Origin of the sequence: Nocardia aurea, assembly GCF_003123685.1 — a bacterium.
Lineage (GTDB): Bacteria > Actinomycetota > Actinomycetes > Mycobacteriales > Mycobacteriaceae > Nocardia > Nocardia aurea.
Genome location: NZ_QCYJ01000103.1, coordinates 644,460 through 658,557, shown reverse-complemented (window position 1 = coordinate 658,557; position 14,098 = coordinate 644,460). Strand labels below are relative to the sequence as shown.

At 69.6% G+C, this 14,098-nt stretch carries 12 protein-coding genes; all 12 read left to right on the top strand.

The annotated features are described in order from the left end of the window. The first annotated feature begins 226 nt into the window (after positions 1–226). On the top strand, positions 227–1,489 hold the full coding sequence (locus DAT37_RS24225) for a class I SAM-dependent methyltransferase (RefSeq protein WP_109527090.1): 1,263 nt from the start codon (positions 227–229) through the stop codon (positions 1,487–1,489). Continuing rightward, positions 1,486–2,268, top strand: a complete 783-nt coding sequence (locus tag DAT37_RS24220; RefSeq protein WP_109527089.1) for a glycosyltransferase family protein — start codon at positions 1,486–1,488, stop codon at positions 2,266–2,268. Before DAT37_RS24225 ends, DAT37_RS24220 begins: the two co-directional genes overlap by 4 nt. Beyond that, positions 2,265–2,915: a PIG-L deacetylase family protein gene (locus tag DAT37_RS45655; protein WP_109527387.1), complete on the top strand. Its 651-nt coding sequence runs from the start codon at positions 2,265–2,267 to the stop codon at positions 2,913–2,915. The genes DAT37_RS24220 and DAT37_RS45655 overlap by 4 nt, the downstream gene beginning before the upstream one ends. 3 nt (positions 2,916–2,918) lie before the next feature. After that, on the top strand, positions 2,919–3,983 hold the full coding sequence (locus DAT37_RS24210; protein WP_109527088.1) for an NAD-dependent epimerase/dehydratase family protein: 1,065 nt from the start codon (positions 2,919–2,921) through the stop codon (positions 3,981–3,983). Positions 3,984–4,067: 84 nt separating this feature from the next. Beyond that, positions 4,068–5,207 (top strand): class I SAM-dependent methyltransferase, encoded by a 1,140-nt coding sequence (locus DAT37_RS24205; RefSeq protein WP_109527386.1) that lies wholly within the window; start codon positions 4,068–4,070, stop codon positions 5,205–5,207. Between the two features lie 376 nt (positions 5,208–5,583). Further along, positions 5,584–6,414 carry a glycosyltransferase family 2 protein gene (locus DAT37_RS24200; protein ID WP_109527087.1) on the top strand — a complete coding sequence of 277 codons (831 nt, stop codon included), beginning with the start codon at positions 5,584–5,586 and terminating at the stop codon, positions 6,412–6,414. Positions 6,415–6,443: 29 nt separating this feature from the next. Then, positions 6,444–7,493, top strand: coding sequence for a glycosyltransferase family 4 protein (locus tag DAT37_RS24195; protein WP_109527086.1), 1,050 nt, complete (start codon positions 6,444–6,446; stop codon positions 7,491–7,493). Continuing rightward, positions 7,490–8,665, top strand: a complete 1,176-nt coding sequence (locus tag DAT37_RS24190) for a glycosyltransferase family 4 protein (RefSeq protein WP_109527085.1) — start codon at positions 7,490–7,492, stop codon at positions 8,663–8,665. Before DAT37_RS24195 ends, DAT37_RS24190 begins: the two co-directional genes overlap by 4 nt. Further along, on the top strand, positions 8,662–10,143 hold the full coding sequence (locus tag DAT37_RS24185) for a lipopolysaccharide biosynthesis protein (RefSeq protein ID WP_109527084.1): 1,482 nt from the start codon (positions 8,662–8,664) through the stop codon (positions 10,141–10,143). The genes DAT37_RS24190 and DAT37_RS24185 overlap by 4 nt, the downstream gene beginning before the upstream one ends. Continuing rightward, positions 10,140–11,147, top strand: coding sequence for a CgeB family protein (locus DAT37_RS24180; protein WP_109527083.1), 1,008 nt, complete (start codon positions 10,140–10,142; stop codon positions 11,145–11,147). The genes DAT37_RS24185 and DAT37_RS24180 overlap by 4 nt, the downstream gene beginning before the upstream one ends. A gap of 18 nt (positions 11,148–11,165) precedes the next feature. After that, positions 11,166–12,536, top strand: a complete 1,371-nt coding sequence (locus tag DAT37_RS24175; protein WP_109527082.1) for a hypothetical protein — start codon at positions 11,166–11,168, stop codon at positions 12,534–12,536. Next, the gene (locus DAT37_RS24170; RefSeq protein WP_157978640.1) at positions 12,536–14,074 is read left to right on the top strand and encodes a hypothetical protein; all 1,539 of its coding nucleotides are present in this window, start codon (positions 12,536–12,538) and stop codon (positions 14,072–14,074) included. Before DAT37_RS24175 ends, DAT37_RS24170 begins: the two co-directional genes overlap by 1 nt. Positions 14,075–14,098 lie beyond the last annotated feature (24 nt).

Sequence of the window (14,098 nt, the reverse complement as noted above, 5' to 3'; positions counted from 1 at the left end):
GGAACGAGGTGTGCCGCAAATTCATCCCATGTGTCCGATCGCGGCGACTTCCGCCCGATCGGCGGTAACTGAAAACATGCTGTTCACCCGGCGATCGACAATTCCCGCGCCCCTTCGACTCGCAATCGCGGCGCGCGGATGATAATTTCTCCCGGTCGGCAGGGAAGTCCGCTTCTCGGGCTGCGGGGCGCCGCCGATATCACATCAGTTTTCGAGTGGAGCCCGCGTGCGTTGTCGTTTGTGTGACTCGGTCCGACTGTCGAGCGTTGTGGACCTCGGAGCCACACCTCCGTGTGAGAAGTTCCTCACCGCCGACGAACTCGATCTGCCCGAGCAGACCTATCCGCTGCACCTGCGGGTGTGCGAGGACTGCCTGCTGCTCCAGATACCGGCGCTCATCACCCCCGAGGACACCTTCACCGAATACGCCTATTTCTCCTCCTATTCCGACAGCTGGGTGCGCCATGCCGCCACCTTCGTCGACGAGGCGATCACCCGGCTCGGGCTCACCGCGGACTCGTTCGTGGCCGAAGTCGCCAGCAACGACGGATATCTGCTGCGCCATGTGGTCGAGGCCGGAATTCCCTGCCTCGGCATCGAACCCTCGGTCAATGTCGGGGCCGCCGCGCGCGAGGCGGGCGTGCCGACCGTGACCGCCTTCCTGGACGAGACGCTGGCGCGGCGCATACGCGCCGAACACGGCCCCGCCGACCTCGTGGTGGCGAACAACGTCTACGCCCACATCCCGGATCTGCGCGGTTTCACCCGGGCCCTGCGCACGCTGGTGGCCGAGGACGGCTGGCTCTCGATAGAGGTGCACCACGCGCTGCCGCTGGTGCGCCACGGTCAGTTCGACACGATCTACCACGAGCATTTCCAGTACTACACGCTGCTGTCGGCCCAGCGCGCCCTCGCGAGCGCCGGGCTCACGGTGGCCGACGTGACCGAATTGCCCACGCACGGCGGATCGCTGCGGATCTGGGCCAGGCCCGACTCGGTCGCCGTGCCGACCGAGCGGGTGGCCGCCCTGCTCGAACGCGAGGCCGCCGAGGGGCTGCACGAGGTCGCGGGGTACGCGGCCCTGCGCACCCGCGCCGAGACCGTGCGCCAAGACCTGTTGCGGTACCTGTTGGCGCAGCGCGAGGCCGGGCGTCGCGTGGTCGGCTACGGCGCGCCGGGCAAGGGCAACACACTGCTGAACTACTGCGGTATCCGGCCCGACCTGCTCGAGTACACGGTGGACCGCAACCCGTACAAACACGGCCGCTACACCCCCGGCACCCGCATCCCGATCCACTCCCCCGAGCGCATCGACGCCGACCGGCCCGATGTGGTGGTGGTGCTGCCGTGGAATCTCGAATCCGAGATCACCGCCCAACTGCGCCATATCGGCGAATGGGGCGGGCGACTGGTCTACCCGATGCCCACCGTGCGGGTGGTCGACCCGAACGCGGTCGGGTCCGAGGCCGTGGAGGTGGTCCCGGCATGAAGGTGGTTCTCTTCTGCGGCGGATACGGAATGCGTATGCGCCACAGCGATACCGACGTGGTGCCCAAGCCGATGCAGATGGTCGGCCCGCGTCCGCTGATCTGGCACGTGATGCGGTACTACGCCCATTTCGGGCACCGCGAGTTCATCCTGTGTCTCGGGTACGGCGCACACCACATCAAGGAATTCTTCCTCGGCTACCAGGAGACGATGTCCAACGATTTCGTCATCCGGGGCGGCGAGGTGGAACTGCTCGGCTCCGATATCGCGGACTGGACGATCACCTTCGTCGACACCGGCGTCGAATCGGCCATCGGCGAACGGCTGCGCCGGGTGCGCCCGCACCTCGACGGCGACGAGATGTTCCTGGCCAACTACTCCGACGTCCTGACCGACGCGCCGCTCGACACCATGGTCGATCGGCTCCGCGAATCGGGCGCGGCCGCCTCCATGATGGTGGTGCCGCCGCAGTCCTCGTTCCACTGCGTGGAGATGCGCCCCGGCGGCGAGATCAAGGACATCACGCCGGTGGCGCGGCTGCCGATCTGGGAGAACGGCGGCTATTTCGTGCTCACCCAGGAGATCTTCGATCACCTGCCGCCCGGCGGCGACCTGGTCGAGGACGCCTGCGGCGCGCTGGCCGCGCGGGGACGGCTGCTCGGTTACCAGCACTCGGGGTTCTGGAAACCCGCCGACACCTTCAAGGAACGGGCCGAACTCGACGCCGGCTACCACCGCGGCGACCGTCCGTGGATGGTGTGGGAGCCGCAGTCACCGTGATCACGCTGACCACCGCGCCGCTGCGCGAGATCGCGATACTCGGCGCGCACTGCGACGATATCGCCATCGGCATGGGCGCGACCCTGCTCGCGCTGACCCGTCGCCATCCCGATCTGCGCGTGCGCGCCCTGGTGCTCTCGGGCCGAGACACCCCGCGCGCCGAGGAGGAACGCAAGGCGCTGGAGAGTTTCTGCGGCACCGCCGATCTGGAACTGACCGTGCTCGACGTCCCCGACGGGCGCGCCCCCGCGCACTGGGCTGCGGTCAAGGACGCGCTGGCGGCGTTCCGGCACGGCACCGAGCCGGAGGTGGTCTTCGCACCCCAGCGCGGTGACGCCCACCAGGATCACCGGACCCTCGCCGAACTGGTGCCCACCGAATTCCGTAACCATCTCGTCCTCGGATACGAGATACTGAAGTGGGAGACCGACACCCCGAAACCGGAACTCCTGCATCCGGTTTCGCCAGAGCTCGCGGCCGAGAAGGCACGCCTGCTCATGCAGTGCTATCCCTCGCAGGTGGGGCGGGACTGGTTCGATGAAGCGGCGTTCCTCGGTCTGGCACGGATCCGAGGGGTGCAGTGCCATGCCGCGTACGCGGAGGGTTTCGTGATCGACAAGGCTGTCATCGAGTTCGGAGGAATGTAGCGGATGCGTGTACTCGTCACCGGCCATCAGGGCTATCTCGGCACCGTCATGGTGCCGGTGCTGCGCGCGAGCGGCCATGAGGTGACCGGACTCGACATCGGCTACTTCGCCGATTGCGTCCTGGGTTCGGCGCCGCAGGATCCGCCCGGGATCGCGGCCGATCTGCGCGATGTGACGGCCGAGCAGCTCGCCGGGTTCGACGCGGTGATCCACCTGGCGGCGCTGTCGAACGATCCGCTGGGCGCGCTGGTCCCCCAGATCACCCACGACATCAACCATCACGCGTCGGTACGGCTGGCCCGGCTGGCCAAGGACGCGGGCGTGACCAGATTCCTCTACGCCTCGACCTGTTCGGTGTACGGGTCGGCGGGCGACGGTCTGGTCGACGAGAGCGCGCCGCTGCGACCGCTGACCCCCTACGCGCAGAGCAAGGTCCGGGTCGAGGACGATCTGGTGGCGCTGGCCGATTCCGGGTTCAGCCCGGTATTCCTGCGCAACGCCACCGCGTTCGGATTCTCGCCGCGTCTGCGCGCGGATATCGTGCTGAACAACCTGGTCGGTCACGCGGTGCTCGACGGCGTGGTCAAGGTGCTCTCCGACGGCACCCCGTGGCGTCCGCTCGTGCACGCCGAGGACATCGCGCGCGCGTTCGCGGTCTGTCTGGAGGCGCCGACGGCGGCGATCCACTGCCGGGCCTACAACATCGGCACCGAGACCAACAACCTCACCGTCGCCGAGATCGCCGACGCCGTGGCCGAGGTGGTGCCCGGCGCGAAGGTGCTGATCACCGGGGAATCGGGGGCCGATCCGCGCTCGTACCGGGTCGATTTCGCCGCCGCCCGCCGTGAACTCGGATTCGAGGCGCGCTGGAGCGTCGCCGCCGGGGCCGAGGAGCTCTACACCGAATACCGCGACCGCGGTTTGACCGCGACCGATTTCGCCGAACGCTTCGTCCGGCTGGCCCGGCTGCGCGAACTCGGCGAACGCGGGGATATCGACGGCGAATTGCGCCGGATCGGACACGCCGCCGCGTCCGCCGGGGACAGTCCGGTCAGGGTCGGTGGGTGAGGTGAATCGTATCCGCCGGGGCGTGTGCCCGAATCCCCATCGCCCGCCGGTGACGACCGGGCGACGACGGCGGCGCGATCCCCGATGAGCGACGTCGTCAGCACCGATTGCCGGGCGTGCGGCGGCCGGGACCTGGAGACCGTCCTCGATCTGGGGCGCATGCCCGCCGCCGACCACTTCCCCGCCGCGACATCACCGGTGCGGCCCGAGGAGGCCGCCCATCCCCTGTCGATGACGCTGTGCCGCCGCTGCGGGCTCGCCCAACTCGGCGCGGACGACACCGATACCGCCGAACCGCGCGGGGTCGAGCCGCGCGCACTGCGCGAACAGGCCGCCGACGCGGTGGCGCGGGTGGCGTCGGCGGGTGTGCTGCGCGGTACGACGGTGCGCGAATTCGGTAGTCCACACGGCGGTAGCTGGCTGGGATTGCTGGCGGAACGCGGTTTCAGCCCGACCGACGGACCCGCCGACGTGGTGCTCGACAGCTTCGGCTTGATGCACGAACCGGACCAGCGTGCCGCCTTCGCCGCGCGGGCCGCCGCCACCGCGCCCGGTGGGGTACTGCTCGTGCAGTACCATTCGCTGCATACCATCGTGGCGGGAGAACAGTGGAATGCCTTGCGGCACGGTCACTTCGCTTACTACACACTGGCCGTACTGCGCACACTGCTCCGCACGGCCGGTCTGTCGGCGATCGCCGCGTGGGAATTCGATCTGTACGGCGGCACCGTGCTGATCGCGGCCGTCCACGACGCGGCGGCCGAGACCACCGTCATCGACATCGACGGGCCTGAATCGCTGGGGCGGGTGCTCGCGCGCGAGCACGGCATGGACGACCCCGACCTGGTGCGAGGACTGCAACGCGCCGCCGACCGCAACACCGCGGCGCTGCGCGATCGACTGGAAGACTTCGCCGCCCAGGGATCGACGGTCTACGCCTACGGCGCGGCCTCGCGCGCCGTCGCGCTGCTGTGCCGGGCCGGTGTGCACAGAGGTTTGCTGGCGGCGGTGGCCGACGCCTCCCCCGCCAAACAGGGCAGGCGGATGCCCGGCACCGACGTGCCGATCATCGGTCCGCTCGACCTGGTCGCCGCCGACCCGGACCGGGTGCTGCTGACCATTCCCGACCTGCGGGACGAGGTCGAGGAAACATATCCCGAACTGGCCGGACGCTGGTTCATCGACGAACCGTCCGCGATTTCCGGGGAGCGGCCGATCCGATAGTGCGCTGGCAGGGGTGGCGCCGCTGTGAAGTCGACCACGTGCGGTGAATCGGGGTTCCCACCCCAGGTAATTCGAGATAGCTTTTCTATTGCTCTGCCGATTCTTTCATTCGGAATTCAGGGCATTACAGACAAGGGCAGTATGAAAGTTCCCGGGACACGGCCACTACGAGTGCCGCCGGACCATTCCCCCCGCACCGATTCGGCGTGTTGGACGCGATTCCTTCTGTGCTAGGTCGCCTTGTCCGCCGATTCTCCCGCGAAAACGTGATGTCGGCCCTCGGTTGCCGTGCCGCGTCCACCGACAATTCACATCGTATTGCCGCCATGTTGCCGAACTTATTTCTATCAGATTTATCCTATTAAAAGGAGGGGAAGTGGTCAGCCTTTCGGTATGTGTCCCCGCCTACCAAGCCGGACGCACTCTGGAACCGACGTTGCGCTCGATTCTGAGCCAGGACGCCGACTTCGAACTGCTCGTGCTCGACAACGCGAGCACCGACGCCACGGGGGAGATCGCGGCGTCGTTCGACGACCCGCGATTGCGGGTGGAACGCAACGATTCGAGCCTGCGCATCGGCGACAACTGGAACCGGGCGATCCACCTGTCGACCGGCGACCTGGTCAAAGTCGTGTGCGCCGACGACATCCTGCTGCCCGGCTCGCTGGCCGCGCAGCTCGAGGTCATGCGTGACCGCACCTTCGCGATCAGTTCCTCTCGTTTCCAGGTCATCGACGAGGGCGGCGAACTGCTCGAGACCGATCTGGGACTGCCCGGCCTGGACGGTGTGCACACTCCCCGTTCCCTGGCGCGCACCATCGTGCGACGCGGACCGGCCGATTTCGGCCCGACCGCGGCGGCGATGTTCCGGCGCGAGCATTTCGACAAGGTCGGCGGACTGCGCGGGGATCTGGTGTTCCCGATGGATGTCGACCTGTTCGCCCGCGTCGGCCAGTTCGGCCTGTTCTACGGACTCACCGAAGTCGCCGCCGCCTGGCGCGATTCCACGTTCAATCTGTGCAGCCGGACCTCGACGTTCAGCAAACTGACCGAACTGCTGCGGTTCCATCACCGGCTCGCCCGTGACTGCCCGCGCCTGCTCTCACCGCTGGACGTGGCCGTCGGCGATCTGCGCCTGGCCCGCGAAGTACTGCACCGGCTGCGGGTGCGCACCACCGCGCTCGCACTGACGGGACTGCGGCGATGACGGCGTCGGAGAACCCCGTGCGGGTCCACATGACCGGATCGGAATGGTTCGGCTCCGCGCCCGGCGGATTGAACCGCTATTTCACCGATCTGCACGGCGCGCTCGCCGCCCGTCTGGATGTCGTGGTCTCCTCCACCGCCTTCGGCACCGCGCCCGACGGCGGCGGTTCGTGGGGTCCGGTCGGCGGATCGACCCTGCGACGCGCCCGCACCGCCTACCTCGACCGCGCGGGCGCGGGTCCGGTGATCCTGGACCGGCATTTCGCGCTCTACGGGCCGCCCGCCCGTCGCGGGCATCGGCTCGTCGTGCATTTCCACGGCCCGTGGGCGGCCGAGAGCCGGATGGCGGGCGGCGGAACACTCGCGGTCCGCGCCAAATTCGCGATCGAACGGCTGCGGGCTCGCGGGGCGGACCGGTTCGTCGTGCTGTCCGAACATTTCCGCGATCTGCTCGTCGCCGACTACCGGATACGGCCCGAGGCCGTTCGAGTGCTGCCGCCCGGTGTCGATCTGGACCGCTTCCCGCTGCGCGAACGCGACGAGGCCACCGCGCGACCGCTGGTGCTGTGCGTGCGCAGGCTCGAACAGCGGATGGGAATCGACGTCCTGCTGCGCGGCTGGCCCGCGGTGGTGGCGGCGTGCCCCGACGCGCGATTGGTGATCGTCGGCACCGGCACCGCCGAGGCGGCGTTGCGCGAACAGGCCGCCCAGCACCGCGACACCGTCACCTTCGAGGGCACCGCGACCGACGAACGGCTCGCCGAGTTGTACGCGCGGGCCGCGTGCACCGTCGTGCCCTCGGTGGCGTTGGAGGGGTTCGGGCTGATCGCACTGGAATCGCTGGCGTCCGGGCGCGCGCCGGTGGTGACCGACTGCGGCGGGCTCCCCGACTCGGTACGCGGGCTCGACCCGTCGCTGATCGTCGCGGCGGGTGACGCGGACGCGTTGGCCGCCAGACTCGCCGCCGCGCTGTCGGGAGACCTGCCCGATCCGGCACGGTGCCGCGCGCACGCGGAGACCTTCTCCTGGGCCGTCGCCGCCCAACGGCACGTGAACCTGTACCGGGAGTTGGCCGGATGATCACCGCCGTCTTCCTCACCCACACCGCCGCGCCGTCTGGCGCCGAACTGGCGACGCTGCGCCTGCTCACCGCGCTGGAGCGCGGCGGGTCGGTGCGCGCGTCGATGCTGCTCACCGAGGACGGTCCGCTGGTCGCGTTGCTGCGCGCGCGAGAGATCCCGGTGACGGTGTGGCGCAACGATTTCGACAGCCGCTCACTGACCATCTCCGGATCCGGACCGCTCGGCCTGCTCCGCGGCGCGGCCGATCTGGTGCGACTCGGTCGCGGTCTCGGCGCCGCCGTCGCCGAGGCCGGGGCCGACGTGGTGGTCGCGCAGAGCACCAAGGCGCTGCTGATGGGCGCGATCGCCGCCCGGCGGGCCGGGGTGCCGCTGGTCTGGCAGGTCCACGACCGGATCTCCGGTGAATACTTCGGCGGCCCGCTGGCATTCGGGCTGCGTGTACTCGGCTGGTCGGCCGCGCGAGGGGTCGTCGCCAACAGCCGTGCCACCCTGCGGACGCTGCTGACCCGGCGCAGGCCGCACACCGTCGCCTATCCGGGGCTCGAACCCGGTCCCGCGATCGAGCGCGAGGCCCAGCGCGCGCCGGACGAGGTGCGGATCGTCATGGTCGGACGCCTCACCTCGTGGAAGGGCCAGGATGTGCTGTTGCGCGCGGTGGCCCTGCTGCGGCACCGGCCCATGACGGTGCGACTGGTCGGCGGCACCTTCTTCGACGAACAGGACTATCGCGCCGAATTGGAGCGCCTTGCCGCCGAACTGGCGGTTCCGGTCGAATTCACCGGTCATCTCGGTGATCCCGGTCCCGAATTCGCCCGGGCCGATATCGCGGTGCACTGCTCGGTGACGGCCGAACCGTTCGGCCAGGTGGTCGTGGAGGCGATGCGGGCGGGTTGCGCCGTCGTCGCGGCCGACGCGGGCGGTCCCACCGAAATCGTTCGCACCGAACACGATGGACTGCTCGTCGCGCCGGGGGACGTGGCCGCGCTCGCCGCCGCGCTCGACCGGCTCATCGCCGACCCCGAACTGCGCACCCGGCTCGGCGAATCCGCGCGCGCACGCGCCGCGGATTTCGGCATCGAGGCGACCGCCGCTTCGGTGACCGCACTGCTCGACACCGTGGTGCGCGGGCGCGCACCGGTTTCCGACCCGGATTCGGCGGCGTCGCGATGACGCTGCCCACCGAGCGCACGGTCCCCATCCGGATCCGCCCGCGCTACTACCCGGTCTCGCTGGACGGTCTGCGCGCGCCCGAATTCGATCCGCCGACCGAGATACTGCCGGTGCAGTACGTCGACCCGCCGACGGTCAAACTCCCGGTGCTCACCGTCTCCCTGCTGACGTCGCTGCCCGAGAACCCCGCGGAGCCCTCGCGCACCCGCGAACTGCTCGGCGTGCTGCGCGATATCGCCTACGTCAGCTTCGGCAAATACGGTCAGTACCTGGTGACGGTCGCGACCCTGCCGATCATCGCGCGCGTGCTCGGCGCGGCGGGACTCGGTCTGCTGGCGATCGGGATGTCGTCGTATTTCCTCGGGTCGCTGGTCGTCGACCTCGGAATCACCTCGTTCCTCGCGGCGCGCGTGCAGGAGACGGGCGTGCGTCGCGATTCGGTGAACCGCACGCGCGGAACCTATCTCGCGATCCGCGCGTCACTGCTGGGCGTGCTCACCTTGGCCCTTGCCGTCGGCATCGCCCTCAGGGTGCCCGAACACCTGCACATGATCCTGCTCGGACTTTTCGTCGGCGGTTTCTGGTCGATGTCGGAGGACTGGGTCCTGATCGGACAGGGCCGTTTCGGGGCGTCGACCGTCTACCAAGCGGTGGCCCGGCTCGCCTATCTCGGTCTGCTGCTCGTCGCGCTGCCGCACTGGCCGACCGCGAGCGTGGCGATGCTGTGCCTACTCGCCAACGCGGCGGTGAGCGTCGTGCTGACCTGGTGGGACACCTGGCGCGGTTTCGGGCCGCCCGCCCGGCCGCGCGGGGTGTTCGCGATGCTGCGGACGGCGGCGCCCGTCGTCACCGGACGACTGATGACGACCAGCTACGGCCAGGGGTCGGCCACCGTCTACGGATCGGTGCTCGACGCGGTGTCGCTGGGCCTGTACTCGGCCTCGGACCGGTTGGTGCGCGCGGTGCAGTCGATGCTGGACCCGATCGGGTTCGCGCTGTTGCCACGGATGGCCAAACGCAGCGGCGAGGCGCGGTTCTGGCCCGACGCCCATCGCGCGCTCGCCGCCTGCGTGCTCGCGGCGTGTGTGGCGTGCGCGGGGCTGTGGTTCGCCGCGCCGACCATCGTCACCCTGGTCTTCGGCCAGGAATTCGAAGGGGCGGTGGCGGTGCTGCGACTCGAGGTGCTGATCCTGCCCGCGACCACGGTGACCTCGTTCGTCACCACCGCGGTGCTGCCGGTGCGCCAGGACACCGTCGGTGTGCTGATCGGCGCGGTGACCGGCACGGTCGTCGCGGGAATCGCGCTGCTGCTGGCGGTGCGGTCCCATTCGGTGTGGACCCTGGTCGGCGGCATCGTCGCCGCCGAGATCGCGGTCGCGATCTGGTATCTCGCGCGGATGCGCGGGTTGATGGCACGAGAACGCAGAGCGGCGCGTGCCGCACCCTCGCCCACGGTCTCGGAAAGGCGGACGCCATGAAGATCCTCTTCGTCGGCGACGACTGGCTCGGAAGCAACGCACGCTCACTCGCCGAGGGTTTCCGGCGGCTCGGCCACGAGGTCATCATGGTCGACTCGACCCCGGCGACCCTGCCGCCGCGGCTGTCGCCGTCGTGGCTGTACGCGAAATCCCACGAGCAGCGGGCGCCGTGGACGGTCGAGCACGTCCACACCCGGATCGAGCGTGCCGCGGCCGAACTGCGTCCCGACCTCGTCTTCGCCTTCAAATCGGTCCATCTGGACCAGCGCAGGCTGCTCGATATCCCGGCCAGGCTGCATGTGCACTACAGTCCCGACGACGTCGCCAACCCGGTGAACACGACATCGGACTACCTGACCCACGAATCCGAGTGGGATCTGGTGGTGACGACCAAACGGCACAATGTGCCCGAACTGCTCGAGCGAGGCGCGAAGGAGGCACTCTTCGTGCGCAGTGCCTACGACCCCGCCTGGCACCATCCCTGCGCCCGGCGCACCACCCGCCAGTACCTGGTCGGTTTCATCGGAGCGTGCAGGCCCGACCGCCGCGACGGCATGGTCTCGCTCGCACGGGCCTACGGCGCGCAGTTGCTCGTCGCCGGTCCCGGCTGGCGACGGGTGCGCCAGTTGCGCACCACCCGCGCCGAAGTCGCGGGCGCGGTCTACGGCCAGGACTTCTCGATGACGGTGGCGTCGGTGACCGCGAACCTGGTGCTGCTCAACTCCGATAACCGCGACACCCACACCTGCCGCACCTTCGAGGTGCCCGCGGCGGGCGGTCTGTTCGTCGGCGAGCGCACCGACGAACACGCCGAACTGCTCGAGGACGGGTCCGAGGCGTTCCTGTTCTCCAGCCGCGACGAACTCGACGAGATCCTCGAGCGCGCGTCGCTGTATCCGGATCAGGTGGCCAAGATCGCCGAAGCCGGCTTCCGCCGCATCATCGACGGCGGCCACAGCTATGCCGATCGAGCCGGGGAGATCCTGCATGCGCTGGACCGATAGCGCGGTGCGGCCGTGACGATGCCCGCCCTCGAACCCGAAATCCTCGTCATCGTGGCGGCATTGGCCACCATGGTGGTCGCCGCCGCGCTGACCTCGGGCGTACTCCGGGTTCTCCTCGTCGCGCAGGCGCTGTACTGGGCGATGTCCTACGTGGCCCGGCCCGCGGTGCTGCTCACGGTCCTGCCCGACCCGCATTTCGGTGACAACGTGGCCGATCCGCGGCTGGCGGCGCTCGGCTACGACGTCGCGATCGGCGAGGTGCTGCGCCCGGTGGCCTTCGGCCTGTCGGTGTACGCGCTGCTGGTGCTCGGCTACGCGCTGTGGTCACGACGGAATCGGACACCGCGGGTCGCCGTGCTCGCGGGCGACCCCGATCTGACCGCCACCCTCGGCGTGCTCTACGTACTCGGCACCATGGCCAGGCTGGCCGCCGCCGCCACCGGCGCCGCGGGCGGTGCCGGTGAGGTGCAGAGCGCCTCGCCGATCCTGAGCCTGCTGACCATGCCCGCCACCCTCGGCGCGGTCGGACTGATCGTCTTCTACCGCTCGGCCAAACCGGTGAACACCGCACTGCTGCTCGGCATCCTGATGCTGGGCGAGTTGTGGTGGACCACGACGATCCAGTCCAAGACGCCGGTACTCGGCGCGGCGCTGGCCATCGCGGTGCGCTTCGCCCTCACCGGTTGGTCGCGGGGCAAGATCGCGGGTATCGGGGCGGTGTCGATCGCGGGCATCGCCGGATTCGACTGGCTGCAATCGCTCAAGTCGACTCCGTATCTGCGCGCCCAGGCCGAACTCATCGACTCGGCCTACCCGGAACCCGTGCGGCCCTTCCTCGGTCTGCTGCGCCGGTTCGATCTGCTCGAGGCCGCCACCGACGCGTACTACACCGGCCCGTCCACGTGGCTGTCGCCGGGGGAAGTGGTCGGCCATCTCGCGCGCAGCATGATCCCCGGTCAATTGCTGGCGGAGCCGAAGCTACAGTCGGGCACCGCGTGGGCCACCGAGGTGCGCGGCGCTTCGGTCGACATGAGTCAGATCTCGGTCTCGCTGGCCGAGGGCAATGTCAACGAGGGCTACGTGATCGGCGGGACCGCCGGTGTCGTGGTCGGTGTGGCGTTCACGGCGGTCGTGCTCGTCTGCTGGTCGCGATCGCTGTACTCGCGACATCTGCCCGCCGTGATGTTCGGCATCGCGCTGATCGAGGTGCCCGTGGTCTTCGAACGCGGAATGCTCGGCAGCGCGGAAACTCTCGGAAAATATCTCCAGGTCGTCGTCCTCGCGTGGCTCACCCACCTCGTGGTCGTCGAATGGCGGCGTTACAGACAACGAACGACCACGACCGGAACCGCGGTGCCGGTGTCCGTGGGAAGCAAAGGAAGCGAATAATGGGATTTGTCGACTACCTGCATATCGCCCGCAGGCGCTGGGCGGTTCTGCTGGCCGGGTTGGTGCTGGGCGTCGTGCTCGCGGCGTTCCAGATCCAGTCGACACCCGCGACCTACTCCGCCTCGAGCACGATGTACGTCTCGATGGCGACGGGAACCTCGGTCGCCGATTCCTACCAGGGCGGGTTGGCCGCGCAGCAGCGCGTGCGCTCGTATCTGGAACTGGTCTCCAGCGACGCCGTGGTGGATCGGGTGATCGGCCAGCTCGGGCTGCGGCTGTCCCGCGACGAGATGCGCGGCAAGATCACCGTCGACGCCCCGCCCGCGACCACGCTGCTGACGGTGACGGTCACCGACGAGGATCCCGAACGCAGCCGCATGATGACCGACGAGGTCGTCTCGCAGTTGCGCGCGCTGGTCGACGATCTGGAGACCATCGAGCGCACCGCCGCGCCCGCCGCCAGGGTCGCGGTGGTCGACCGCGCGGAACGTCCGACCGACCCGAGCGGACCGCAGTCGACGAAAACCCTCGCCCTCGGCATCCTGGCCGGGCTCGTACTCGGCGCGGGCGCCGCGTTCGTATGGGAGCGGCTGGACCGCACGGTGCGCGCCGCCACCGAATTGGCCTCGCTCGGACCGATTCTCGGTTCGGTGACCCCCGGCGCGGAATCGGAGACCGACGACCTGCGCGCACTGCGCGCCCGGCTGCCCGAGCAGGCGAAATCGGTGCTGATCTCGTCGCTCGGCCCGCTGCCCGCGCCGAATGTGGCGGGCGGCCTGGCGAATACGCTCGCCGCGACCGGCGCGCGGGTGCTGCTGATCGATACCGCGGCCGGGCGCACCGTCGTCACAGCGGCCGATGTCGTCCGCGCCGACGCGACGCCCGCCGTCGCGGACCGACCGCTCGCCCCCGAGGGCGAATGGCCGGTGCACCACAACGGTCAGTCCGCCCCCGTCGTCCCGGTGCCCGTCGCGGCGACCGACGGCGGCGAGATGCTGTTCGAGAACGCGGCCCAGCGCACGACGGTCCTGGATCTGCGCAAGATCCCGGCCAAACCGCCGGTCGGCGGCGGTGCGAGCCCCGCCGCACCGCCGCATATCGCCGCACCCGCGCACCCTCTCGCCCCGTCGCAGCCCGGCGCCGCGCGCTCGGGCGGACTCGGCGCGCTGCTGCGCAACGAATCGGCCTTCGCCGACGCGGTGCTCGCGCCGGGCGAGCAGTCCTATTCGCTGCTGCCGCTCGGCGACGCCGATCCGACGACCTCGGATCTGCTCGCCTCCGATCGTTTCGACACCGTCCTGACCGACGCCGAGGCGCGGTTCGACCACGTCGTCGTCGCGGCGAGCGGGACCGACGCGCTCGCGGTCGCCGCGAAATGCGACGCGACCGTCGCGGCTGTCGAACTCCCCGCCCGTAGCCTCGACGGCGTCACCGCCGACCTGAACGCGCTGAGGGGCGCCGGGGCGACGCTCACCGGAATCGTCACGGTGCCGGTGCGCCGCCGGTGGGGCCGCCGCATCGTGCAGGTGCGTGAATGACGGCGCGCCCGCCGATCGTCTCCA